Source organism: Pseudomonas sp. NBRC 100443, from assembly GCF_030268185.1.
GTDB classification, from domain to species: Bacteria; Pseudomonadota; Gammaproteobacteria; order Pseudomonadales; family Pseudomonadaceae; genus Pseudomonas; species Pseudomonas citronellolis.
The window spans coordinates 73,374-95,603 of the sequence record NZ_BSQE01000014.1; the positions used below are offsets into that span (position 1 = coordinate 73,374).

General features: G+C 65.6%; 23 protein-coding genes. 21 read left to right on the forward strand and 2 right to left on the reverse strand.

The features are described from left to right. The first annotated feature begins 13 nt into the window (after nt 1-13). From QSJ95_RS18865 to QSJ95_RS18925, 13 genes are all read left to right on the forward strand, one after another. Nucleotides 14-886 (forward strand): ParB/RepB/Spo0J family partition protein, encoded by an 873-nt coding sequence (locus QSJ95_RS18865; protein ID WP_285644507.1) that lies wholly within the window; start codon nt 14-16, stop codon nt 884-886. A 149-nt stretch (nt 887-1,035) separates the two neighbouring features. Beyond that, a complete protein-coding gene (locus QSJ95_RS18870) occupies nt 1,036-1,443 on the forward strand; it encodes a F0F1 ATP synthase subunit I (protein ID WP_009614423.1) in 408 nt (135 codons plus the stop codon). A 16-nt stretch (nt 1,444-1,459) separates the two neighbouring features. Continuing rightward, nucleotides 1,460-2,329, forward strand: coding sequence for a F0F1 ATP synthase subunit A (atpB, locus tag QSJ95_RS18875; protein ID WP_009614414.1), 870 nt, complete (start codon nt 1,460-1,462; stop codon nt 2,327-2,329). 109 nt (nt 2,330-2,438) lie between these two features. Continuing rightward, a complete protein-coding gene (gene atpE, locus QSJ95_RS18880) occupies nt 2,439-2,696 on the forward strand; it encodes a F0F1 ATP synthase subunit C (protein ID WP_003457994.1) in 258 nt (85 codons plus the stop codon). A 51-nt stretch (nt 2,697-2,747) separates the two neighbouring features. After that, entirely contained in the window at nt 2,748-3,218 is a 471-nt protein-coding gene (locus QSJ95_RS18885; RefSeq protein ID WP_009614410.1) for a F0F1 ATP synthase subunit B, read from the forward strand. Nucleotides 3,219-3,229: 11 nt separating this feature from the next. Beyond that, nucleotides 3,230-3,766 carry a F0F1 ATP synthase subunit delta gene (locus QSJ95_RS18890; protein ID WP_009614408.1) on the forward strand — a complete coding sequence of 179 codons (537 nt, stop codon included), beginning with the start codon at nt 3,230-3,232 and terminating at the stop codon, nt 3,764-3,766. Between the two features lie 18 nt (nt 3,767-3,784). Further along, nucleotides 3,785-5,329 carry a F0F1 ATP synthase subunit alpha gene (gene atpA / locus QSJ95_RS18895; RefSeq protein ID WP_043270154.1) on the forward strand — a complete coding sequence of 515 codons (1,545 nt, stop codon included), beginning with the start codon at nt 3,785-3,787 and terminating at the stop codon, nt 5,327-5,329. A gap of 52 nt (nt 5,330-5,381) precedes the next feature. Further along, nucleotides 5,382-6,242, forward strand: coding sequence for a F0F1 ATP synthase subunit gamma (atpG, locus tag QSJ95_RS18900; RefSeq protein WP_009614400.1), 861 nt, complete (start codon nt 5,382-5,384; stop codon nt 6,240-6,242). A 30-nt stretch (nt 6,243-6,272) separates the two neighbouring features. Next, nucleotides 6,273-7,649 carry a F0F1 ATP synthase subunit beta gene (gene atpD, locus QSJ95_RS18905; protein WP_009614399.1) on the forward strand — a complete coding sequence of 459 codons (1,377 nt, stop codon included), beginning with the start codon at nt 6,273-6,275 and terminating at the stop codon, nt 7,647-7,649. Nucleotides 7,650-7,689: 40 nt separating this feature from the next. Beyond that, entirely contained in the window at nt 7,690-8,115 is a 426-nt protein-coding gene (locus tag QSJ95_RS18910; RefSeq protein ID WP_009614398.1) for a F0F1 ATP synthase subunit epsilon, read from the forward strand. 137 nt (nt 8,116-8,252) lie between these two features. Beyond that, complete coding sequence (glmU, locus tag QSJ95_RS18915; RefSeq protein ID WP_043270156.1) at nt 8,253-9,620, forward strand: bifunctional UDP-N-acetylglucosamine diphosphorylase/glucosamine-1-phosphate N-acetyltransferase GlmU; 1,368 nt, start codon at nt 8,253-8,255, stop codon at nt 9,618-9,620. Between the two features lie 149 nt (nt 9,621-9,769). Then, a complete protein-coding gene (locus QSJ95_RS18920) occupies nt 9,770-10,363 on the forward strand; it encodes a MarC family protein (protein ID WP_024128857.1) in 594 nt (197 codons plus the stop codon). A gap of 13 nt (nt 10,364-10,376) precedes the next feature. Next, entirely contained in the window at nt 10,377-11,192 is an 816-nt protein-coding gene (locus tag QSJ95_RS18925) for an N-acetylmuramoyl-L-alanine amidase (RefSeq protein WP_285644532.1), read from the forward strand. On the opposite strand, the gene QSJ95_RS18930 is transcribed toward QSJ95_RS18925, so the two are convergent. Both QSJ95_RS18930 and algB read right to left on the reverse strand, forming a co-directional pair. Further along, nucleotides 11,171-12,931 carry an ATP-binding protein gene (locus QSJ95_RS18930; protein ID WP_134163492.1) on the reverse strand — a complete coding sequence of 587 codons (1,761 nt, stop codon included), beginning with the start codon at nt 12,929-12,931 and terminating at the stop codon, nt 11,171-11,173. The two genes, QSJ95_RS18925 and QSJ95_RS18930, sit on opposite strands and share 22 nt — an antisense overlap. Nucleotides 12,932-12,957: 26 nt before the next feature. Beyond that, nucleotides 12,958-14,307 (reverse strand): sigma-54-dependent response regulator transcription factor AlgB, encoded by a 1,350-nt coding sequence (algB, locus tag QSJ95_RS18935; protein WP_009614393.1) that lies wholly within the window; start codon nt 14,305-14,307, stop codon nt 12,958-12,960. 351 nt (nt 14,308-14,658) lie between these two features. On the opposite strand from algB, the gene QSJ95_RS18940 reads away from it, so the two are divergent. The 8 genes from QSJ95_RS18940 to QSJ95_RS18975 all read left to right on the forward strand — a co-directional run bounded on the left by QSJ95_RS18940 (nt 14,659) and on the right by QSJ95_RS18975 (nt 22,228). Continuing rightward, on the forward strand, nt 14,659-14,907 hold the full coding sequence (locus tag QSJ95_RS18940; RefSeq protein WP_009614391.1) for a hypothetical protein: 249 nt from the start codon (nt 14,659-14,661) through the stop codon (nt 14,905-14,907). Nucleotides 14,908-14,946: 39 nt separating this feature from the next. Further along, on the forward strand, nt 14,947-15,108 hold the full coding sequence (locus QSJ95_RS18945) for a DUF1328 domain-containing protein (protein WP_009614390.1): 162 nt from the start codon (nt 14,947-14,949) through the stop codon (nt 15,106-15,108). Beyond that, entirely contained in the window at nt 15,101-15,571 is a 471-nt protein-coding gene (locus tag QSJ95_RS18950) for an inhibitor of vertebrate lysozyme family protein (RefSeq protein WP_009614389.1), read from the forward strand. Before QSJ95_RS18945 ends, QSJ95_RS18950 begins: the two co-directional genes overlap by 8 nt. Before the next feature lie 825 nt (nt 15,572-16,396). After that, nucleotides 16,397-17,731 carry a glutamate/aspartate:proton symporter GltP gene (gene gltP / locus QSJ95_RS18955; protein ID WP_285644535.1) on the forward strand — a complete coding sequence of 445 codons (1,335 nt, stop codon included), beginning with the start codon at nt 16,397-16,399 and terminating at the stop codon, nt 17,729-17,731. Nucleotides 17,732-17,946: 215 nt separating this feature from the next. Further along, a complete protein-coding gene (locus QSJ95_RS18960; protein ID WP_285644539.1) occupies nt 17,947-19,176 on the forward strand; it encodes a spore maturation protein in 1,230 nt (409 codons plus the stop codon). Between the two features lie 191 nt (nt 19,177-19,367). After that, nucleotides 19,368-20,039 (forward strand): serine protease family protein, encoded by a 672-nt coding sequence (locus QSJ95_RS18965; protein WP_285644541.1) that lies wholly within the window; start codon nt 19,368-19,370, stop codon nt 20,037-20,039. Between the two features lie 222 nt (nt 20,040-20,261). Then, nucleotides 20,262-21,554 carry an MFS transporter gene (locus tag QSJ95_RS18970; protein WP_269961993.1) on the forward strand — a complete coding sequence of 431 codons (1,293 nt, stop codon included), beginning with the start codon at nt 20,262-20,264 and terminating at the stop codon, nt 21,552-21,554. A gap of 122 nt (nt 21,555-21,676) precedes the next feature. Then, nucleotides 21,677-22,228 (forward strand): GNAT family N-acetyltransferase, encoded by a 552-nt coding sequence (locus QSJ95_RS18975; RefSeq protein WP_009614384.1) that lies wholly within the window; start codon nt 21,677-21,679, stop codon nt 22,226-22,228. Nucleotides 22,229-22,230: the final 2 nt, after the last annotated feature.

The following is a 22,230-nucleotide window of genomic DNA, read 5'->3' on the forward strand; positions in this document are numbered from 1 at the left end:
TTAAGGAACCCGCATGGCCGTTAAGAAACGAGGTCTCGGACGCGGGCTGGATGCCCTGCTCAGTGGCTCCAGCGCCGCCACCCTGCAGGAAGAGGCCGTCCAGGCGGACAGCAGAGAACTGCAGCACCTGCCGCTGGACCTGATCCAGCGCGGCAAGTACCAGCCGCGCCGCGACATGGACCCCCAGGCTCTGGAAGAGCTGGCCCTGTCCATCAAGGCCCAGGGGGTGATGCAGCCCATCGTGGTGCGCCCCGTCGACAAGGGCCGCTACGAGATCATCGCCGGCGAGCGCCGCTGGCGCGCCACCCAGCAGGCCGGCCTGGACACCATCCCGGCGCTGGTGCGCGAGGTGCCGGACGAAGCCGCCATCGCCATGGCGCTGATCGAGAACATCCAGCGCGAGGACCTCAACCCCCTCGAGGAAGCCGTCGCGCTGCAACGCCTGCAGCAGGAGTTCCAGCTGACCCAGCAACAGGTCGCCGACGCCGTCGGCAAGTCCCGCGTCAGCGTGGCCAACCTGCTGCGCCTGATCGCCCTGCCCGAGGAGATCAAGACGCTGCTTTCCCACGGCGACCTGGAGATGGGCCATGCCCGAGCGCTGCTCGGTTTGCCCGAGGCGCGGCAGGTGGAAGGTGCGCGACATGTTGTCGCACGCGGCCTCACCGTGCGCCAGACCGAGGCACTGGTGCGCCACTGGCTCAACGCCCCCGGCGAACCTGCCAAGGTGGTCAAGTCCGACCCCGACATCAGCCGCCTGGAACAGCGCCTGGCCGAGCGCCTGGGCGCTCCGGTGCAGATTCGCCACGGCCAGAAGGGCAAGGGGCAACTGGTGATCCGCTACAACTCGCTGGACGAGTTGCAAGGGGTTCTGGCCCACATCCGCTAAGACCATCGTCTGTGTAGCGATAGTCGGAAATCACTACCCGGCTGTTGAATGGGTATGCCCGGCCCCCTATACTCTGCGCGCAATTTTGTCGGCACAAAGTATGCCAAGTTGTTGATTTGCGAAGCCGACGCCAGAGGACTTTGAGACAGATGGAACCCAGCAAGCCGAACCGCCTGCCCTTCCATCGCCAACCGGCCTTGCGCCTGTTGCTCGTCCAACTGGCCGTAGTGCTTCTGGGGGCTGCCGTCCTGTTTTTCTCCCGGGGCGTGGTTGCCGGCTATTCTGGTCTGCTCGGCGGACTGATCGCCTGGCTGCCGAACGTTTATTTCGCATACAAGGCGTTCCGCTACAGCGGAGCGCGCTCGGCTCAGATGATCGTCCGCTCCTTCTATGCGGGCGAGGCCGGGAAGCTGGTTTTGACGGCAGTGCTGTTCGCACTGGCGTTCGCAGGCGTGAAGCCGCTGGAGCCCCTGGCTCTGTTCGGCCTCTACCTGCTGACCCTGATGGTCAGCTGGTGCGCACCCCTGCTGATGGGACACACATTTACAAGACCTTAGAGCGATTGAGGCAAACATGGCAGCAGAAAGCGCTTCGGGTTACATCCAGCACCACTTGCAGAACCTGACCTTCGGTCGTCTGCCGGAAGGTGGCTGGGGGTTCGCCCACACAGCCGAACAAGCCAAGGAAATGGGCTTTTGGGCATTCCACATCGACACCCTGGGCTGGTCGGTATTCCTCGGCCTGGTGTTCATCCTGATCTTCCGCATGGCGGCCAAGAAGGCCACCAGCGGTATTCCGGGCGGCCTGCAGAACTTCGTCGAGGTCATGGTCGAGTTCGTCGACGGCAGCGTGAAGGACACCTTCCACGGCCGTAACCCGCTGATCGCACCGCTGGCGCTGACCGTGTTCGTGTGGATCTTCCTGATGAACCTGATCGACCTGGTGCCGGTGGACTTCCTGCCGCTGGCCGCCGCGAAGATCACCGGCAACGAGCACCTGTTCTTCCGCGCCGTGGCCACCACCGACCCGAACGCCACCTTCGGCATGTCCATCGCTGTGTTCGCCCTGATCATCTTCTACAGCATCAAGGTCAAGGGCATCGGCGGCTTCCTCGGCGAACTGACCCTGCACCCGTTCCACAGCAGCAACATGCTGGTGCAGATCATCCTGATCCCGGTGAACTTCCTGCTGGAGTTCGTCACCCTGATCGCCAAGCCGGTTTCCCTGGCCCTGCGTCTGTTCGGCAACATGTACGCCGGCGAGCTGATCTTCATCCTCATCGCCGTCATGTTCGGCTCCGGCATCCTCTGGCTGGGCGGCATGGGCGTGGTGCTGAACTGGGCATGGGCGGTGTTCCACATCCTGATCATCACCCTGCAGGCCTTCATCTTCATGATGCTGACCATCGTCTACCTGTCGATGGCCCACGAAGACAGCCACTGATCCAAAGATTCTGACCGCTCCCCGCCACGTCGGCGGGGGCGGAAGGGAAGTTTCACCACCTTAACTTGCTTCAAAACTTAACCAACACGACAGAAAGTCGGGAGGAAAAATGGAAACTGTAGTTGGACTCACTGCTATCGCCGTCGCTCTGCTGATCGGTCTGGGTGCCCTGGGTACCGCCATCGGTTTCGGCCTGCTGGGCGGTAAATTCCTGGAAGGCGCTGCTCGCCAGCCGGAAATGGTTCCGATGCTGCAGGTGAAAATGTTCATCGTCGCCGGTCTGCTCGACGCCGTGACCATGATCGGTGTTGGTATCGCCCTGTTCTTCACCTTCGCTAACCCGTTCATTGCTCAGGTAGCCCAGTAATTTCCGGATTCCGGAAATTCGTGACTGACAACGAACGAGCGAGGTGTTGGCGTGAACATTAATGCAACTCTGATCGGCCAGGCCATTGCGTTCGCCATCTTCGTCATCTTCTGCATGAAGTTCGTATGGCCTCCGGTCATCGCGGCTCTGCACGAGCGTCAGAAGAAGATCGCCGACGGTCTGGACGCAGCCAACCGTGCTGCTCGTGACCTGGAACTGGCCCACGAGAAAGCGGGCCAGCAACTGCGCGAGGCCAAGGCTCAGGCGGCCGAAATCATCGAGCAGGCGAAGAAAAGCGCCAATCAGATCGTTGATGAAGCCCGTGAGCAGGCCCGTGCCGAAGGCGATCGCATGATCGCCCAGGCCAAGGCCCAGATCGAACAGGAACTGAACAGCGTCAAGGATGCCCTGCGTGCCCAAGTGGGTGCCCTGGCCGTGTCCGGCGCCGAGAAGATCCTGGGTGCTTCGATCGATGCCAACGCGCAAAAGCAGCTGGTTGATCAACTGGCCGCCGAAATCTGAGCGAGGGCGATATGGCAGAACTGACCACGTTGGCTCGTCCTTACGCGAAGGCGGCTTTCGAGTACGCCCAGGCTCATCAGCAATTGGCCGATTGGTCCGCTGCTCTGGGTGTGCTGGCTGCAGTGTCGCAGGACGACACCGTGCGCCAGCTGCTCAAGGAGCCTCAGCTGACCGCGGCGGCCAAGGCCGATGCCCTGATCGACGTCTGTGGCGACAAGCTCAACGCTCCGGCCCAGAACTTCGTGCGGACCGTGGCTGAAAACAAGCGCCTGGACTTGCTGCCGACCATCTCCGAGATGTTCGAGCAGCTCAAGGCCGAGCAGGAAAAGCTGGTCGAGGTAGAAGTCGTGAGCGCCTTCGCCCTGGACCAGGAACAGCAGGACAAACTCGCCAAGGCTCTCAGCGCCCGGCTCAGTCGCGAAGTGCGACTCCATGCGTCGGAAGACGCGAGCCTGATCGGCGGCGTGGTGATCCGCGCCGGTGACTTGGTAATCGATGGCTCGGTGCGCGGCAAGATCGCGAAACTGGCTGAAGCGTTGAAATCTTGAGTTTGAAGGGGCAGCGGCATGCAGCAACTCAATCCTTCCGAAATTAGTGAAATCATCAAGGGGCGCATCGAGAAACTCGATGTCGCCTCGCAAGCGCGCAACGAAGGCACCATCGTTTCCGTATCCGATGGCATCGTGCGCATCTTCGGTCTGGCCGACGTCATGTACGGCGAGATGATCGAATTCCCGGGCGGCGTCTACGGTATGGCGCTGAACCTGGAGCAGGACTCCGTCGGCGCCGTGGTACTGGGTGAATACCAGGACCTCAAAGAAGGCATGAACGCCAAGTGCACCGGCCGCATCCTGGAAGTTCCGGTCGGTCCGGAACTGCTGGGCCGCGTGGTCGACGCGCTGGGCAACCCGATCGACGGCAAAGGCCCGATCGATGCCAAGCTGACCGACGCCGTCGAGAAAGTGGCACCGGGCGTGATCTGGCGTAAGTCGGTAGACCAGCCGGTGCAGACCGGCTACAAGTCGGTCGACGCCATGATCCCGGTAGGCCGTGGCCAGCGCGAGCTGATCATCGGCGACCGTCAGATCGGCAAGACCGCCCTGGCCGTCGACGCCATCATCAACCAGAAAGACAGCGGCATCCGCTGCGTCTACGTGGCCATCGGTCAGAAGCAATCGACCATCGCCAACGTCGTGCGCAAGCTGGAAGAGAACGGCGCCCTGGCCAACACCATCGTGGTGGTTGCCAGCGCTTCCGAATCCGCTGCTCTGCAGTACCTGGCGCCGTACTCCGGCTGCACCATGGGCGAATACTTCCGCGACCGCGGCGAAGACGCCCTGATCGTGTACGACGACCTGTCCAAGCAGGCCGTTGCCTACCGCCAGATCTCCCTGCTGCTGCGCCGTCCGCCGGGCCGCGAAGCCTACCCGGGCGACGTGTTCTATCTCCACAGCCGCCTGCTGGAGCGCGCTTCCCGCGTTTCCGAGGAATACGTCGAGAAGTTCACCAATGGCGCCGTGACTGGCAAGACCGGTTCCCTGACCGCTCTGCCGATCATCGAGACCCAGGCTGGCGACGTGTCCGCGTTCGTTCCGACCAACGTGATCTCCATCACCGACGGTCAGATCTTCCTGGAAACCTCCATGTTCAACTCGGGCATCCGTCCGGCGGTCAACGCCGGTATCTCGGTATCCCGTGTTGGTGGCGCGGCCCAGACCAAGATCATCAAGAAGCTCTCCGGCGGTATCCGTACCGCACTGGCGCAGTACCGCGAACTCGCGGCCTTCGCCCAGTTCGCTTCCGACCTGGACGACGCCACCCGCAAGCAGCTCGAGCACGGTCAGCGCGTTACCGAGCTGATGAAGCAGAAGCAGTATGCGCCGATGTCCATCGCCGAGATGTCGCTGTCCCTGTACGCCGCCGAGCGCGGCTTCCTGCAGGACGTCGAGATCGCCAAGGTGGGCGCCTTCGAACAGGCGTTGATCGCTTACTTCCAGCGCGAGCATGCCGCTCTGCTGGCGAAGATCAACGAGAAGGGTGACTTCAACGACGAAATCGACGCGGGCATCAAGGCCGGCATCGAGAAGTTCAAGGCCACCCAAACCTGGTAAGCCGCAGCGGGGGCCGGTAATGGCCCCCGCCTGCTAACCCGATAGGTGTGAAATGGCAGGCGCAAAAGAGATTCGCAGCAAGATTGCGAGCATCAAAAGCACGCAGAAAATCACCAATGCCATGGAAAAGGTGGCGGTGAGCAAGATGCGCAAGGCACAAATGCGCATGGCGGCCGGCCGTCCCTACGCGGAGCGCATTCGCCAGGTGATCGGCCATCTGGCCAACGCCAACCCGGAGTACCGTCACCCGTTCATGATCGAGCGCCCCGTCAAGCGCGTCGGTTACATCGTGGTGAGCTCCGATCGCGGCCTGGCCGGCGGCCTGAACATCAACCTGTTCAAGGCGCTCGTCAAGGACATGTCCGCCCAGCGTGAAGCCGGCGCGGAGATCGACCTGTGCGTGATCGGTGCCAAGGGCGCATCCTTCTTCAAGAACTATGGCGGCAACGTGGTCGCAGCCATCAGTCACCTGGGCGAAGAGCCGTCGATCAACGATCTGATCGGCAGCGTCAAGGTCATGCTGGATGCCTACCTGGACGGGCGTATCGATCGCCTGTACGTGGTTTCCAACAAGTTCGTCAACACCATGACCCAGAAGCCGACCGTGGAACAGCTGGTTCCGCTGGTGGCCGAGGACAACGAAGACCTGAAACACCACTGGGACTACCTCTACGAGCCCGATGCCAAGGCCCTGCTCGACGGCCTGCTGGTGCGCTACGTGGAATCCCAGGTGTACCAGGCGGTGGTTGAGAACAACGCCTGTGAGCAGGCGGCCCGGATGATTGCAATGAAGAACGCTACCGACAACGCCGGTGACCTGATCAGCGAACTGCAGCTGGTCTACAACAAGGCGCGTCAGGCGGCGATCACCCAGGAAATCTCGGAAATCGTCGGCGGCGCTGCCGCGGTGTAAGAACAGGTTCAAAATTCAGAGGAACCAGACATGAGTAGCGGACGTATCGTTCAAATCATCGGCGCCGTGATCGACGTGGAATTCCCGCGCGATGCCGTGCCGAGCATCTACGAGGCCCTGAAGGTTCAGGGCGTCGACACCACCCTGGAAGTCCAGCAGCAGCTGGGCGACGGCGTGGTCCGTTCCATTGCGATGGGTTCCACCGAAGGCCTCAAGCGTGGCCTGAACGTGGAAAGCACCGGCGCAGCCATCTCCGTCCCGGTCGGTAAAGCGACCCTGGGCCGCATCATGGACGTACTGGGCAACCCGATCGACGAAGCCGGCCCCATCGGCGAGGAAGAGCGCTGGGGTATCCACCGCGAGGCTCCCTCCTACGCTGACCAGGCTGGCGGCAACGAGCTGCTGGAAACCGGCATCAAGGTGATCGACCTGGTCTGCCCGTTCGCCAAGGGCGGCAAGGTAGGCCTGTTCGGTGGCGCCGGCGTCGGCAAGACCGTGAACATGATGGAGCTGATCCGCAACATCGCCATCGAGCACAGCGGTTACTCCGTGTTCGCCGGCGTGGGCGAGCGTACCCGTGAGGGCAACGACTTCTACCACGAGATGAAGGACTCCAACGTTCTCGACAAGGTAGCCCTGGTCTACGGCCAGATGAACGAGCCGCCGGGCAACCGTCTGCGCGTGGCGCTGACCGGCCTGACCATGGCCGAGAAGTTCCGTGACGAAGGCCGCGACGTACTGCTGTTCATCGACAACATCTACCGTTACACCCTCGCCGGTACCGAAGTATCCGCACTGCTGGGCCGTATGCCTTCCGCAGTGGGCTACCAGCCGACCCTGGCCGAGGAAATGGGCGTGCTGCAAGAGCGCATCACCTCCACCAAGCAAGGCTCGATCACCTCGATCCAGGCCGTCTACGTTCCCGCGGACGACCTGACCGACCCGAGCCCGGCGACCACCTTCGCCCACCTCGACGCCACCGTGGTACTGTCCCGCGACATCGCCTCGCTGGGTATCTACCCGGCCGTGGACCCGCTGGACTCCACCTCCCGTCAGCTGGACCCGCTGGTCATCGGCCAGGATCACTACGACACCGCTCGTGGCGTGCAGTACATCCTGCAGCGCTACAAGGAGCTGAAGGACATCATCGCGATCCTCGGCATGGACGAACTGTCCGAGTCCGACAAGCTGCTGGTGGCCCGTGCTCGTAAGATCCAGCGCTTCCTGTCCCAGCCGTTCTTCGTGGCAGAAGTCTTCACCGGCTCGCCGGGCAAGTACGTCTCCCTGAAGGACACCATCGCTGGCTTCAAAGGCATCCTCAACGGCGACTACGACCACCTGCCGGAGCAGGCGTTCTACATGGTCGGCGGCATCGAAGAAGCCATCGAGAAAGCGAAGAAGCTGTAATCCGTGCGCCCGGCAACGGGCGCTTACGTGAGGCAAGGGTATGGCTATTACTGTCCACTGCGACATCGTCAGCGCCGAAGCGGAGATCTTCTCCGGACTGGTCGAGATGGTCGTTGCGCACGGTTCCCTCGGCGATCTGGGTATCGCCCCGGGCCACGCGCCGCTGATCACCGAGCTCAAGCCGGGTCCGATCCGCGTGGTCAAGCAGGGTGGCGAGCAGGAGGTGTACTACATCTCCGGCGGTTTCCTCGAAGTCCAGCCGAACATGGTGAAGGTCCTGGCCGACACCGTGATCCGCGCGGGCGACCTCGACGAAGCGGCCGCTCAGACCGCGCTGAAGGAAGCTGAGAAGGCTCTGCACGCCAAAGGTGCCGAGTTCGACTACAGCTCCGCTGCAGCCCGCCTGGCCGAAGCCGCAGCGCAACTGCGCACGGTCCAGCAGGTTCGCAAGAAGTTCGGCGGCTGAGCCGGCTCGCAACGGCCAGGGCTTTCGGGATCGGCGACGAATCCGGGGCCCGGGCTTTAGCGACCTAGGGGAAAAGGGTAGCCTTGGCTACCCTTTTTCTTTTTCTACATCCAGCGTTACCAGGACGGTCCAACTTCATGTCCCTCGAAATCGTCATCCTCGCCGCCGGCCAGGGCACGCGCATGCGCTCGGCCCTGCCGAAAGTCCTCCATCCGGTCGCCGGCAAACCCATGCTGGCCCACGTGATCGATACCGCCCGGGGCCTCGCCCCGCAGCGCATCCACGTGGTGATCGGGCATGGCGCCGAACGGGTGCGCGAGCGCCTGCAGGCCGATGACCTGAATTTCGTGGTCCAGGAACAACAGCTGGGCACCGGCCACGCCGTGGCCCAGGCCGCGCCCTACCTGAGCGCGGAGCGTGTGCTGATCCTCTACGGCGACGTGCCGCTGATCGAGCTGCCGACCCTCGAACGCTTGCTGCAGCAGGCCAGCGCCGAGCAGCTGGCGCTGCTCACCGTGGAGCTGGACGACCCCACCGGCTACGGCCGGATCATCCGTGGCCAGGACGGCGAGGTGAAGGCCATCGTCGAACAGAAGGACGCAAGCGCCGAGCAGCGCGCCATCCGCGAGGGCAACACCGGCATCCTCTGCGTGCCGCGCCAGCGCCTGGAAGGCTGGCTGGGCCGGCTGTCCAACGCCAACGCCCAGGGCGAGTACTACCTCACCGACGTCATCGCCATGGCGGTGGCCGACGGCCTGCGCGTGGCCACCGCGCAACCCCAGGCGGCCATGGAAGTGCAGGGCGCCAACGACCGCCTGCAGCTGGCCGAGCTGGAGCGCTTCTACCAGCTGCGCATCGCCCGCCGCCTGATGGCCCAGGGCGTGACCCTGCTGGACCCGGCGCGCTTCGACGTGCGCGGCGAGGTCAACGCCGGCCGCGACGTGCAGATCGACGTCAACGTGGTGCTGGAAGGCCGCGTGGACATCGAGGACGAAGTGCAGATCGGCCCGAACTGCACCATCCGCAACAGCGTCCTGCGCCGCGGCGCCATCATCAAGGCCAACAGCCACCTGGAAGGCGCCGACGTCGGCCCCGGCAGCGACGTCGGCCCGTTCGCCCGCCTGCGCCCCGGCAGCGTGCTGGAGAGCCAGGTGCATGTGGGTAACTTCGTCGAGCTGAAGAACGCCCACCTGCACGAGGGCGTGAAGGTCGGCCACCTGACCTACCTGGGCGACAGCGAGGTCGGTGCGCGTACCAACATCGGCGCCGGCACCATCACCTGCAACTACGACGGCGCCAACAAATGGCGCACGGTGATCGGCGAGGACGTGTTCATCGGCTCCAACAACTCCCTGGTGGCGCCTGTGGATATCGGCGCCGGGGCCACGACCGGCGCGGGTTCCACCATCACCGCCGAGGTCCCGGCGCAGACCCTCGCGGTCGGCCGCGCCAAGCAGCGGGTGATCGAGGGCTGGAAGCGCCCGGAGAAGATCAAGAAGTCCTGAGGGGCTGTGGATAAACCGACATCCACACCCGCGCGGCGCCTGCCGTGAAGTTATGCACAGGCGCCCACGGCCGTCGCGTCCCCGGCTGATTCATCCACAGGGACGGCTTTCTGCCCGGCGCCCAGGCGTCGGTTCCTGTTCCTGGAGTTATCCACATGCTCGGCGTCGCCGTCCTGATCTTCCTGATCACCGACCCCTTCGGCAACATCGCGGTGTTCCTCGCCGCCCTCAAGTCGGTACCGGCCGAACGCCGGCTCAAGGTCGCGCTGCGCGAGCTGCTGTTCGCCCTCGGCCTGCTGCTGCTGTTCCTCACCCTGGGCGAGCACATCCTCACCGGCCTGGGCCTGTCCAGGGAGGCCACCGGCATCGCCGGCGGCATCATCCTCTTCGTGGTCGCCATGCGCCTGATCTTCCCCACGCCCCAAGGCGTGCTCGGCGACATGCCCGACAGCGAGCCGCTGCTGGTGCCCCTGGCCACTCCGGCGGTGGCCGGGCCTTCGGCGCTGGCCATGCTGATCACCCTGCGCACCACCTACACTGGTCCGCTATGGGAGCTGTACCTGGCGGTGATCCTGGCCTGGGCCGCCACCGCGCTGATCCTGCTGCAGGCGTCCTTCCTGCAGCGCTTCCTCGGCCCGCGCGGGCTCACCGCCGTAGAGCGCCTGGCCGGCATGCTGCTGATCATGCTCAGCGTCAACATGCTGCTGCAGAACCTGCGTAGCGTGCTGCACATCGTCGGATGACCGTGGAGCCACCATGCGCCACCTGTGCCTGATGTTCGCCACCCTGCTGCTGGCCGCCTGCGCCGGCCGGGGCGGCCTGGAAATCGACCGCGAGCACCCCTCGCGCAACCAGGACAGCCGTGTCCAGTACATCATCATCCACTACACCTCGGCGGACCTGCCGCGCTCGCTGCAGCTGCTCACCCGCGGCGAGGTCAGCGCCCACTACCTGATCGGCGCCAATCCGCCGACCATCTACCAGCTGGTGGACGAGAACCGCCGCGCCTGGCACGCCGGGCAGAGCGAGTGGCAGGGGCGGACCTGGCTGAACTCCACCTCGATCGGCATCGAGCTGGTCAACCCGGGTTACCGCGAGACGCCGGGAGGGCGGGTGTGGACACCTTATCCACAGGGCCAGATCGATGCTCTCATCCTGCTGCTGAAGGACATCGTCAAGCGCCAGGGCATCACCCCCGAGCACATCCTCGGGCACAGCGACATCGCCCCGCAGCGTAAGGTCGACCCGGGCCCGGCCTTCCCCTGGAAGCGCCTGGCCGACGCCGGCCTGATCCCCTGGCCGCAGCCGGGCGACCTGGCGCATCGCCTGGCCGAGCTGAACGGCCAGTTGCCGGCGCCCGGCTGGTTCCAGCAGCAACTGGCGCGGCATGGCTACGCCGTACCGCTCAATGGCCAGTTGGACGAGGCGACACGCAACGTCATCGCCGCCTTCCAGATGCGCTACCGGCCGGCGCGCTTCGACGGCGTGCCGGACCTGGAGACCGCCGCGCTGCTGCTGGCGGTGCCCACCTCCATGGCCGCGCCGGCGGTTCAGACCGGCAGCAGCATGTAGATGCGCGTGCCCTGGCCGGGCTGCGAGCGCACGCCGATGCGCCCGCCGTGCAGCTGCACGATCTCCTTGCACAGGGCCAGGCCCAGGCCGGCCCCGCCGCTGCGCCGGCCCACCTGCACGAAGGGCTCGAAGATGCGCGCCTGCTGGCTGTAGGCGATGCCCTCACCGGAGTCCTCCACCGCCAGCATCAGCCATTGGCTCTGGCGCTGGGCGAGCAGCTGCACGCTGCCGCCCTTCGGGGTGTGGCGCAGGGCGTTGCCCAGCAGGTTGTCCAGCACGCGCTCCAGGCGCAGGCGGTCGACGCTGAGGACCGGCAACTGGTCCTCCAGCACTATCCCCAGGCCGATGCCCTGGGCCTGGGCGCGGGCGAGGAAGCGCTGGCGCGCCTGTTCCAGCAACTCGCCCACCGTGCAGGGCTGGCGGTCGAGCTTCTGCTGGCCGTCCTGGTAGCGGGAGAAGTTCAGCAGGTCGTCGATCAGCCGCACCAGGCGCTGCATTTCCTCGTCGACGGTATCGGCCAGCTCGCGCTCGCGGCTGCCCTCGGGCAGCGCCAGGCGTTCGCGCAGCAGGGCGAAGGCCATGTGCAGGCCGGTGACCGGGGTGCGCAGCTCGTGGGAGGCGCGCAGCACGAATTCGCTGCGCACCCGCTCGAAAGCGCGCAGCTCGGTGACGTCGCGCAGCACCAGCACCGCGCCCATGTTGCGCCCGTCGTCATGGGTGACCGGGGCCAGGGTCCAGGCCAGCAGGCGATTTTCGCCGCCGATCTCGACCTGCAGGTCCTGGGGCGTATCGTCGCCCATCGACTCGCCCTGCAGCACCAGGCCGGTGGCCTGCAGCAGCTCCTGGTTGTCGATCAGCTCGCCCAGCAGCTGGCCATGGGGGTCGGCCCGGGAGAACAGCTGGCGGCTGGCCACCGGGTTGGCGTGCTCGATGCGGCTGCGCCGGTCGATGATCACCAGGCCGTCGTCGATGCTGTCGAGCACCGCCTGCAGGCGCCGCTGGCTGGCCAGCACCGCCTCGATGTTGGTTGCCTTGTACTCGGCCAGGGCCTGGGCCATCAGGCCGAAACGCCGGCTCAGCGAGGCCATCTCGGCTTCCCGCGAGACCGGCAGGCTGACCTCGAAGTCGCCCTTGCCGATGCGGTCGGCGGCCTGCGCCAGGGCCTCGATGGGGGCGCCGAAGCGGCGGGCGATGCCGTGGGCGGTGACGAAGCCGATCACCAGCATGGCCACGCCCACCAGCCCCAGCAGGCTGGCGATCAGCCAGGCGTGGCGGCGCGAGCTGCGCTCCGCGTCGCTGATGGTCTGGATGGCGTGGTTGTGCAGCGCCAGCAGGTACTGGTGCAGGGAGGTGAAGGTGCGGCTGAAGTCGCTCTCCACCACCAGGCTCCAGCGGTTGCTGCCGGAGGAGCTGACCTGGCCCTGGAACTCCTGGTTGGCCTGGTCGATGCGCTCGTAGAGGGTGCGCTCGACGTCGCTGGCGGCTTTCGCCCGGCCTTCGGCGAGGTAGCGGTCGAACTGCTCGCGCAGCCGCGCCAGGCGCTGCGCGTCGGGGCTGTCGCTGAGCAGCTGGGCCAACTGGTCGTCCAGCGACTGGCGCAGCTGCTGGCTGCTGGCGATGGTGGCGAAGTTGTGCGAGATCAGCCGCTCCTGTTCGCGGCCCATCAGCATCACGCTGAACACCCCCAGCAGCAGGCCGATCAGGGCCAGGGTGATCAGCGCCGAGATGCTGAGGAACATCCGCGAGCGCAGGGTCAGCGCGCGCTTCACAGGTTGTACTGCTTGCGCTTGCGGTACAGGGTGGAGGCGTCGATGCCGAGGATCTTCGCCGCCTGGTCGAGGGTCGGGGCGCTGGCCATCACCGAGGCGATGTGGGCCTTCTCCAGTTCCTCCAGGCTCAGCGCCTCGCCGACCCGCGGCACGGCGGCGGCGCCGCTCTGTTCGCCGAGCCCCAGGTGCTCGGGCTCCACCAGTTCCTGGTTGCAGATGATGCTGGCGCGCTCGATCACGTTGCGCAGCTCGCGCACGTTGCCCGGCCAGGCGTACTGCCGCAGCAGCGCGGCCGAGGCCGGGCTGAAGCCGCGGGCCGGGCGCCCGTAGTCCTTGACGAAGCGGGCGAGGAAGCGCTCGGCCAGGCCCTGGATGTCCTCGGCGCGCTCGCGCAGCGGCGGCAGGTTGAGGACGATGACGTTGAGGCGGTAGAGCAGGTCCTCGCGGAACGCCCCCTGGGCCACCATGCCGGCCAGGTCGCGGTTGGTGGCGGCGAGGATGCGCACGTCGGCGCGGCGCGTGACCGGGTCGCCGACGCGCTCGTATTCCTTGTCCTGGATGAAACGCAGCAGCTTGGCCTGCAGCGGCAGCGGGAAGTCGCCGATCTCGTCGAGGAACAGGGTGCCGCCGTCGGCCTGGCTGATCCGCCCCTGGGTGCTCTCGCTGGCGCCGGTGAAGGCCCCGCGGTTGTGGCCGAACAGCTCGCTCTCCATCAGCTCGGCGTTCAGCGACGGGCAGTTGATGGTCACGCAGGATTTCTTCGCGCGCTTGCTCCAGGCGTGAATGGCGCGGGCCAGCTCGCCCTTGCCGGAGCCGGATTCGCCGAGGATGAGGATGTTGGCGTCGGTGGCGGCTACCTGGCGCGCGGTCTCCAGCACCGCGGTCATCGCCGGGCTGTGGGATTCGAGCTGCTCGGCCTGGCTGGCCTGGGCGCCCTCCAGGGCCTCCAGGCGTGCGGTGAGCTGGCGCACCTCCAACTGCTTGGCCGCGGCCAGGCGCAGCTGCTCGGGGCTGCAGGGCTTGACCAGGTAGTCGGCGGCGCCGGCCTGCATGGCGTCCACGGCGGTGTCCACGGCGGAATGCGCGGTGACGATCACCACGCGCATCCAGGGCGCCTGCAGGCGCATCTGGGCCAGCACGTCCAGGCCGTTGTCCTCGCCCAGGCGCAGGTCGAGGAAGCACAGGTCGAAGACCTGGCGTTGCAGCAGGGCATCGGCCTGGGCCGCGCTGGATGCAGTGGCCACGCTGTAGCCCTGGTCCTCCAGGCAATAGCGGAAGGTGCGCAGGATGGCGGGTTCGTCGTCGACCAGCAGGATTCGGCCAAGCGTCTCCGGAGTGGGGTCCATTCGGGGTGCCTCGTAGTAGGAAATTCCTTTCGCGTATGCGTCTTTTAGTCCAGGAAATTTCTTGCAAGTTGCAATGAAAGTTAGACGCATCTCTGAAGGACACCGGCGCCTCTGGCGAAGGAAAGCGGACGGGAAGGGGAACGACCTGCCGGGTCCCGTGCAAAACGCACGGCCGGAACCGGCCTGTCGTGCAGGATGCGCGCTGCCGGCGGCCCGCTGATTTTTACAAGCCATTGTTTTAAAAGGGATTAGTCAAAGTCATCGACCTGGCACGCGGCGTGCGAGACAGGTTGCGGGAGGCCCGGTGCACCCGCGCCGGCCGATCACCAATCCTTCGGGAGGAGCACGTCGATGAACGCTGATGGAGCCAAGGGGGATTCGCTGGGGCGGCTGCTGTTGCTGGCCGTCGCCGTGGTCGTACTGCTGGACCGTTGGTATCCGGTCGCTCCACAGCCTTCCGCCGCGCCGGTGCAGGAACCTGTGTCCAGCGCTTTCCTCGGACAGCCGTCGAGGCTGCAGGACGAACGAATGGCCATCACGGAAGAGGCCGCCAGCACCGCGGTGGTCCGCCAGACCTCGCGGGTGAGCTGGGTGTTCTGAGGGGCGCGCACCGCCTTTCCATGACAGAGGAGACATTCCATGCTGAGCTGGGCTCTCACATTCCTGATCATCGCCATCATCGCCGGGGTACTCGGCTTCGGTGGCATCGCCGGCGCCGCGACCAGTATCGCCAAGATTCTCTTCGTGCTGTTCCTGGTGCTCTTCGTCATCTCCTTCTTCGTCGGGCGGCGCCGTGGCTGAGCCGCGCCCGCTGCGTCGGTTCCTGCTCGCGCTGCCGCTGCTGGCGGCCGGGCAGGGGTGGGCGGCCGACAACGACGCCATCTACCGCCTCAACGAGCTGCTGGACAGCGACCCGCAGTACCGCGAGACCTGGCAGGACCTGGTGAAGAAGGAAGAACGGCTGCCCGACTGGGTGATGAACCTGGACGGCACCGCCACACCCATGCAGGTAGAAGAGGAGGACGGCGACAAATACCTGGTGGGCGAGCTGTGCAAGGCCCACGACTGCGCGGCCAACCGCCTCTACGTGGCCTTCAGCTGGAACAAGAAGGATGCCTACGCGCTCTACGTGCAGGTGCCGGAAAACCTGCCGCCGGACAAGTCGCCCAGCCGCCACGCCAGCTTCCGCTGGCTGGGCGAGCCGGACGCCGGCATGCAGCAGCTGCTCGACGAGCAGCTCAAGGCCGATCCGAACTGGTACTGAATCCGCGCCGGCGACGGCGCATGACCAGGGGGCCGGGATGCTGGGGGGAGTGGTGAGCCCGCAGCGACCCAGGGGTACAGGGAGTGCCTCCGACGAGGGCCGGGTCAGGTGTGAGGCTGTGAGGGGGAGCTTCGATGGCTTCTGTGGAGCTTGTGGAAGTTATGGAGCTTGTGGAGCTTGAAGAGCCCCTCTCCCCAGCCCTCGGCTGCACGCCCCGCCCTGAAGGGAGAGGGGCAGTCCGCTGGCTGAAAGTTAAGGTTTCGGCCGGAAACCTTCGGAGTTGCCGGCTAACTCAGGAATACCCACGCACTCCGAACGGTCCCCTCTCCCTTCAGGGAGAGGGTTAGGGAGAGGGCGCTCTTGAACGGAGAGGGCGCTCTTAAGGCCCCATCACCCACCTCCAACTTCCCTGATATCAATCAACCCCGACCCACCCCCCTGGCCCCCTAAAATATCACCGCCGCGCCAGGTCACCCGGACGACCATCCATCGCGAACTACAGGCCCCCACGCCTGCGTCACGGCAGCGCACCAGCGGCAGGGAAAGCGAATGCCTCCCCGGGACTCGCTTTCCACCCACAGGGTTCGAAAAAAGCGGCCATCACGGCTTTTTCAGCCCCAATCCCATGCAAAAAGCAATGGCCCGTGGGCCTGGAACACCCGTTCCATTTGCTTTTCCCCATTCCGATTGTGCATGGGGTAGCCGTTTCCGGCATTAGACGCGAAGAAGGGGGGTGGGAATCATGCGCCCTTTTTTTCGCCACCCCGGCCATCCCGGCGGCGGGCGAAACCCCCGACTTCCACAAGAACCAAGGGTGAACACACTATGGGCAAAGCCAAGCTCAGCCTCGCCTGGCAGATCGTCATCGGTCTGGCACTGGGCATCGCCATGGGTACCGTGCTGAACCACTTCAGCGCGGAAAAGGCCTGGTGGATCAGCAACATCCTGCAGCCGGCGGGCGACATCTTCATCCGCCTGATCAAGATGATCGTGGTACCGATCGTCATCTCCTCGCTGATCGTCGGCATCGCCGGCATGGGCGACGCCAAGAAGCTCGGGCGCATCGGCCTGAAGACCATCGTCTACTTCGAGATCATCACCACGGTGGCCATCGTCGTCGGCCTGGTGCTGGCCAACCTGTTCCAGCCCGGCGCCGGCATCGACATGAGCACCCTGGGCACGGTGGACATCTCCAAGTACGCGCAGACCGCCAAGGAAGTGGAACACCACCACGCGTTCATCGAGACCATCCTCAACCTGATCCCGTCGAACATCTTCGCCGCCATGGCCCGCGGCGAGATGCTGCCGATCATCTTCTTCTCGGTGATGTTCGGCCTGGGCCTGTCGTCGCTGCCGGCGCCCACTCGCGAGCCGCTGGTGAAGATGTTCCAGGGCGTGGCCGAGGCCATGTTCCGCGTCACCCACATGATCATGCTCTACGCGCCGGTCGGCGTGTTCGCGCTGATCGCCGTGACCGTCGCCAGCTTCGGCTTCGCCTCGCTGCTGCCGCTGGCCAAGCTGGTGCTGCTGGTGTACTTCGCCATCGCCTTCTTCGCCTTCATGGTGCTGGGCCTGGTGGCGCGGCTGTTCGGCTTCTCGATCATCAAGCTGATGCGCATCTTCAAGGACGAGCTGGTCCTGGCCTATTCCACCGCCAGCTCCGAGACCGTGCTGCCGCGCATCATCGAGAAGATGGAGGCCTACGGCGCGCCCAAGGCGGTGAGCAGCTTCGTGGTTCCCACCGGCTACTCGTTCAACCTCGACGGCTCGACGCTCTACCAGAGCATCGCGGCGATCTTCATCGCCCAGCTCTACGGCATCGACCTGTCCATCGGCCAGCAGCTGATGCTGGTGCTGACGCTGATGGTCACCTCCAAGGGCATCGCCGGCGTGCCGGGGGTGTCCTTCGTGGTGCTGCTGGCCACCCTGGGCAGCGTCGGCATTCCCCTGGAAGGCCTGGCCTTCATCGCCGGCGTCGACCGCATCATGGACATGGCGCGCACCGCGCTGAACGTCATCGGCAACGCCCTGGCGGTGCTGGTGATCTCCAAGTGGGAAGGCATCTACGACGGCAAGCAGGGCGCGCTCTACTGGCAGGCGGTGGAACAGGGCCGCGGCGAAGAGCTGCTGAGCGACGCCCGGCAGAGCACCGCGCGCTGAGCCAGGTCGAACGGCGGATAACGCTTCGCATTATTCGCCCTACACCCAACCCACCATTGACGTAGGGCGAATAACCGTTCGCGGTTATCCGCCGTTACACCGGGCGCATGCCCGGCTTCGGGATCGAGCCCGGAGGCGCTTTGCGGCCTTGGCGTTTCTGGTAGCGATGGACGCGCGCCGTTATCATCGCGGCCAACGTCCTTGGGGGGATACTCATGCTCAACGGCCTCTGGCTCGGCTTTTTCCTGGTCGCGGCGGTCACCGCGCTGTCGCGCTGGCTGCTCGGCGGCCAGGCCGACGTGTTCGCCGCCATGGTCGAGAGCCTGTTCGCCATGGCCAAGCTGTCGGTGGAGGTCATGGTCCTGCTGTTCGGCACCCTGACGCTCTGGCTGGGCTTCCTGCGCATCGCCGAGAAGGCCGGCCTGGTGGAGCGCCTGGCCTGGCTGCTGGGCCCGTTGTTCCGCCGGCTGATGCCCGAGGTGCCGGCCGGGCACCCGGCCATCGGCCTGATCACCCTGAACTTCGCCGCCAACGGCCTGGGCCTGGACAACGCCGCTACCCCCATCGGCCTCAAGGCGATGAAGGCGCTGCAGGAACTTAACCCCAGCAGCACCACGGCGAGCAACGCGCAGATCCTCTTCCTGGTGCTCAACGCCTCCTCGCTGACGCTGCTGCCGGTGACCATCTTCATGTACCGCGCGCAGCAGGGCGCGGCCGACCCGACCCTGGTGTTCCTGCCGATCCTCCTGGCCACCAGCGCCTCGACCCTGGTCGGCCTGCTCTCGGTGGCGGTCATGCAGCGCCTGCGCCTGTGGGACCCGCTGGTGCTCGCCTACCTGATCCCCGGCGCCCTCGCCCTGGGCGCCTTCATGGCGCTGCTGGCCGGGCTTTCCGCCACGGCGCTGGCGCAGCTCTCGTCGCTGCTGGGCAACCTCACCCTGTTCGGCCTGATCGTGCTGTTCCTGGTGCTCGGCTGGCTGAAGAAGGTGCCGGTCTACGAAACCTTCGTCGAAGGGGCGAAGGAAGGCTTCGACGTGGCCAAGAACCTGCTGCCCTACCTGGTGGCGATGCTCTGCGCCGTCGGCGTGCTGCGCGCCTCCGGGGCCCTGGAGATGGTGCTCGGCGGCATCCGCTGGACGGTCGAGGGCCTGGGCTGGGACACCCGCTTCGTCGACGCCCTGCCCACCGCGCTGGTCAAGCCGTTCTCCGGCAGCGCGGCGCGCGCCATGCTGCTGGAGACCATGCAGAGCCAGGGCGTGGACAGCTTTGCCGCGCGCCTGGCGGCCACCGTGCAGGGCAGCACCGAGACCACCTTCTACGTGCTGGCGGTGTACTTCGGCTCGGTGGGCATCCAGCGCGCCCGCCACGCCGTGGGCTGCGCCCTGCTGGCGGACCTGGCCGGGGTACTGGCGTCCATCGGCGTGTGCTACTGGTTCTTCGGTTGAAGCCCGGTCGTTTAATTAACAAAAGCGGAAAATATTTAAATATCCTTATTCTTCTGAAGTTTCTTTCAGAAACAATTAGGTAATTGGATTTTTAATTAAGGATTCGCGCCACTTAACAGGGTTAATTTTTCATAAGAACTTTCCTTTAATCGAAATTAGATTTTCCTCAAATCAAATTAAGGAAAATCGCAATGAGAGGGAAAGTGAGTTGCCTGGCGCTGTGCGCCCTGCTGGCCGGCTGCAACGGCTGGGTGAAGCCGGAAGTCGATGACCAGCTCAATTCGCGTTATTTCACGGTGTTGTCCGGCCTGCCGGCGCCGGGGCTGATGGTGGCTTCGGCGGTGCAGTGGAACGCCGACTATGCGGTGACCGCTGCCCACGTGCCCTACCTGTCGGACCTGGCCTATTCCTGCAGCACCCGCTGCGACCTGGTGTTCATCCGCCGCAAGGCCGACGGGCCGCTGCCGCACTGGCGCGCGCCGCGCAACGGCGAGGCGGTGACGGCGCTGGGCAGCAGCACCCTGCTGCTGCCGGTGAGCTCCCGCGGGCGGGTGTGGCCGGTGCCCTACCGCAACCTCAACGAGCCCAACGAAGAGCTGTACGGCATCCATGACGCGGCCCTGGCCCAGGGGATGTCCGGCGGGCCGCTGGTGGCGGCCGACGGCAGCGTGCTGGGCATGAACATCGGCTACAAGGGCACGGCCTGGGGCGGCGTGCAGCACCCGGGGCTCAAGGGCGCCAAACGCATCAGCGTGTTCGTGCCCTACGCGGTGATCGAGCGCGAATGGAAGCTGTTCCAGGTGAAGCTGGCGCGGGAACGGGAAGCGGAAATGGGGCGCCGGTTGCAGGCGAGCAATCCATAGGCAGGAATGACGCTTGCCATACCTGCCAATCTTTTGTGAATTTTCCGACGAGCTGTCACGAAGCTTTCGCCAGCCTTTCAAACCCTTGTAATTCGGGCCTTTCAGCCATTTTTCATTTGATCTCGGGTAGTTTTTACACATAGGGTTACAAATATCTTCCCGGCCGCTGCCTGCCTGCTCGCATCCGGGAAGGGCCCCGTGATCGTCAGAATGGTGTTTCCCATGGCTTCCAAGAATTCCAAGGCCAAGGCCGTGTTCCGCGTGGTCAGCGGCAACTTCCTCGAGATGTACGACTTCATGGTGTATGGCTTCTACGCCACCGCCATCGCCAAGACCTTCTTCCCCGGCGACGACCCCTTCGCCTCGCTGATGCTGTCGCTGGCCACCTTCGGCGCCGGCTTCCTGATGCGCCCATTGGGGGCCATCTTCCTCGGCGCCTACATCGACCGCCACGGCCGCCGCCAGGGCCTGATCATCACCCTGGCGCTGATGGCCATGGGCACCCTACTGATCGCCTTCGTCCCCGGCTATTCCACCCTCGGCGCGTTGGCGCCGCTGCTGGTGCTGCTCGGTCGCCTGCTGCAGGGCTTCTCCGCCGGTGTCGAGCTGGGCGGCGTGTCGGTGTACCTGGCGGAGATCGCCACCCCCGGCAAGCGCGGCTTCTTCGTCAGCTGGCAGTCCGCCAGCCAGCAGGTGGCGGTGGTCTTCGCCGGGCTGCTGGGGGTCATCCTCAACCATTGGCTGAGCCCCGCGCAGATGGGCGAGTGGGGCTGGCGCGTGCCCTTCTTCGTCGGCTGCATGATCGTCCCGGCGCTGTTCGTCATCCGCCGCTCCCTGGAGGAGACCGAGGCCTTCCAGCAACGCAAGCACCACCCGCGCCTGGGCGAGGTGCTGCGCTCCATCGGGCAGAACTTCGGCCTGGTGCTGGCCGGCACCGCCATGGTGGTGATGACCACCGTTTCCTTCTACCTGATCACCGCCTACACCCCGACCTTCGGCAGGAACGAACTGCACCTGTCGGACTTCGACGCCTTGCTGGTGACCATGTGCATCGGCCTGTCGAACTTCTTCTGGCTGCCGGTGATGGGCGCGCTGTCCGACCGCGTCGGCCGCCGCCCGCTGCTGCTCGCCGCCACCGTGCTGGCGCTGCTGACCGCCTACCCGACGCTGTCCTGGCTGGTGGCCGAGCCCAGCTTCGCCCGCCTGCTGACGGTGGAACTGTGGCTGTCGTTCCTCTACGGCAGCTACAACGGCGCCATGGTGGTGGCGCTGACCGAGGTGATGCCGGCGGACGTGCGCACCACCGGCTTCTCCCTGGCCTACAGCCTGGCCACCGCCACCTTCGGCGGCTTCACCCCGGCGGCCTGTACCTGGCTCATCCACGCCCTGGACAACAAGGCCGCCCCCGGCCTGTGGCTGAGCGGCGCGGCGCTGCTGGGCCTGGCCGCCACCCTGGTGCTGTTCCGCCGCCGCGGCCGCGCGGCCACTTCCGGCGGCGCGCTGGCCGGCGCCTGAGGGGCTGCGGCGCTTTGCCACTGGCCGCCCCCGGCCGGCCTTGACCTCGGTCAAGGGTGGCCGGGGGCGGCAGGAGAAGGATAGGTCAATGACATTTCCTTCTTCTCCTCGGAGACAACGCCATGCCCACCCCCCTGCACCAGCAAGCCGCGGCGCTCGCCGCCGGCGGCCATGACCACTGGATCGAGACGCTCGACGACGGCAGCCACGTGCTGATCCGCCCGCTGCGCGCGGAAGACCGCGAGTTGGAGCGCAACTTCCTCGAACGCCTGTCGCCGATGACGCGCAAGCTGCGTTTCCACGGCGAAGTGAAGATCAGCGACGCGCTGCTCGACAGCCTGATGGACGTGGATTACCAGGACAACATGGCGTTCGTCGCCCTGGTGCACGATGACGGCGAACTGCGCGAAATCGGCATCAGCCGCTACGCCAAGGTGGACGCGAACCAGTGCGAATGCGCCCTGACCACCGCCGACGACTGGAAGCGCCGGGGTCTGGGCAAGGCGCTGATGCGCCACCTGATCGACGTGGCGCGGCGCAACGGCTTCACCCAGATGTACAGCATCGACCAGGCCATCGACCGCGACATGCGCGACCTCGCCGTGGAACTGGGCTTCCGCGCCCAGCGCGACCCGGACGACGCCACCCGGGTGATCCGCCGCCTGGCGCTGTAAGG

What these genes read in the sequence shown, in the direction of transcription:
- QSJ95_RS18975 (WP_009614384.1), top strand. Translation starts at nt 21,677, where the DNA reads ATGCCCACCCCCCTGCACCAGCAAGCCGCGGCGCTCGCCGCCGGCGGC.
- QSJ95_RS18890 (WP_009614408.1), top strand. Translation starts at nt 3,230, where the DNA reads ATGGCAGAACTGACCACGTTGGCTCGTCCTTACGCGAAGGCGGCTTTC.
- QSJ95_RS18970 (WP_269961993.1), top strand. Translation starts at nt 20,262, where the DNA reads ATGGCTTCCAAGAATTCCAAGGCCAAGGCCGTGTTCCGCGTGGTCAGC.
- gltP (WP_285644535.1), top strand. Translation starts at nt 16,397, where the DNA reads ATGGGCAAAGCCAAGCTCAGCCTCGCCTGGCAGATCGTCATCGGTCTG.
- QSJ95_RS18865 (WP_285644507.1), top strand. Translation starts at nt 14, where the DNA reads ATGGCCGTTAAGAAACGAGGTCTCGGACGCGGGCTGGATGCCCTGCTC.
- atpD (WP_009614399.1), top strand. Translation starts at nt 6,273, where the DNA reads ATGAGTAGCGGACGTATCGTTCAAATCATCGGCGCCGTGATCGACGTG.
- atpA (WP_043270154.1), top strand. Translation starts at nt 3,785, where the DNA reads ATGCAGCAACTCAATCCTTCCGAAATTAGTGAAATCATCAAGGGGCGC.
- atpB (WP_009614414.1), top strand. Translation starts at nt 1,460, where the DNA reads ATGGCAGCAGAAAGCGCTTCGGGTTACATCCAGCACCACTTGCAGAAC.
- QSJ95_RS18910 (WP_009614398.1), top strand. Translation starts at nt 7,690, where the DNA reads ATGGCTATTACTGTCCACTGCGACATCGTCAGCGCCGAAGCGGAGATC.
- QSJ95_RS18945 (WP_009614390.1), top strand. Translation starts at nt 14,947, where the DNA reads ATGCTGAGCTGGGCTCTCACATTCCTGATCATCGCCATCATCGCCGGG.
- QSJ95_RS18930 (WP_134163492.1), bottom strand. Translation starts at nt 12,931, where the DNA reads ATGTTCCTCAGCATCTCGGCGCTGATCACCCTGGCCCTGATCGGCCTG.
- QSJ95_RS18940 (WP_009614391.1), top strand. Translation starts at nt 14,659, where the DNA reads ATGAACGCTGATGGAGCCAAGGGGGATTCGCTGGGGCGGCTGCTGTTG.
- atpE (WP_003457994.1), top strand. Translation starts at nt 2,439, where the DNA reads ATGGAAACTGTAGTTGGACTCACTGCTATCGCCGTCGCTCTGCTGATC.
- algB (WP_009614393.1), bottom strand. Translation starts at nt 14,307, where the DNA reads ATGGACCCCACTCCGGAGACGCTTGGCCGAATCCTGCTGGTCGACGAC.
- atpG (WP_009614400.1), top strand. Translation starts at nt 5,382, where the DNA reads ATGGCAGGCGCAAAAGAGATTCGCAGCAAGATTGCGAGCATCAAAAGC.
- QSJ95_RS18965 (WP_285644541.1), top strand. Translation starts at nt 19,368, where the DNA reads ATGAGAGGGAAAGTGAGTTGCCTGGCGCTGTGCGCCCTGCTGGCCGGC.
- QSJ95_RS18960 (WP_285644539.1), top strand. Translation starts at nt 17,947, where the DNA reads ATGCTCAACGGCCTCTGGCTCGGCTTTTTCCTGGTCGCGGCGGTCACC.
- QSJ95_RS18870 (WP_009614423.1), top strand. Translation starts at nt 1,036, where the DNA reads ATGGAACCCAGCAAGCCGAACCGCCTGCCCTTCCATCGCCAACCGGCC.
- glmU (WP_043270156.1), top strand. Translation starts at nt 8,253, where the DNA reads ATGTCCCTCGAAATCGTCATCCTCGCCGCCGGCCAGGGCACGCGCATG.
- QSJ95_RS18925 (WP_285644532.1), top strand. Translation starts at nt 10,377, where the DNA reads ATGCGCCACCTGTGCCTGATGTTCGCCACCCTGCTGCTGGCCGCCTGC.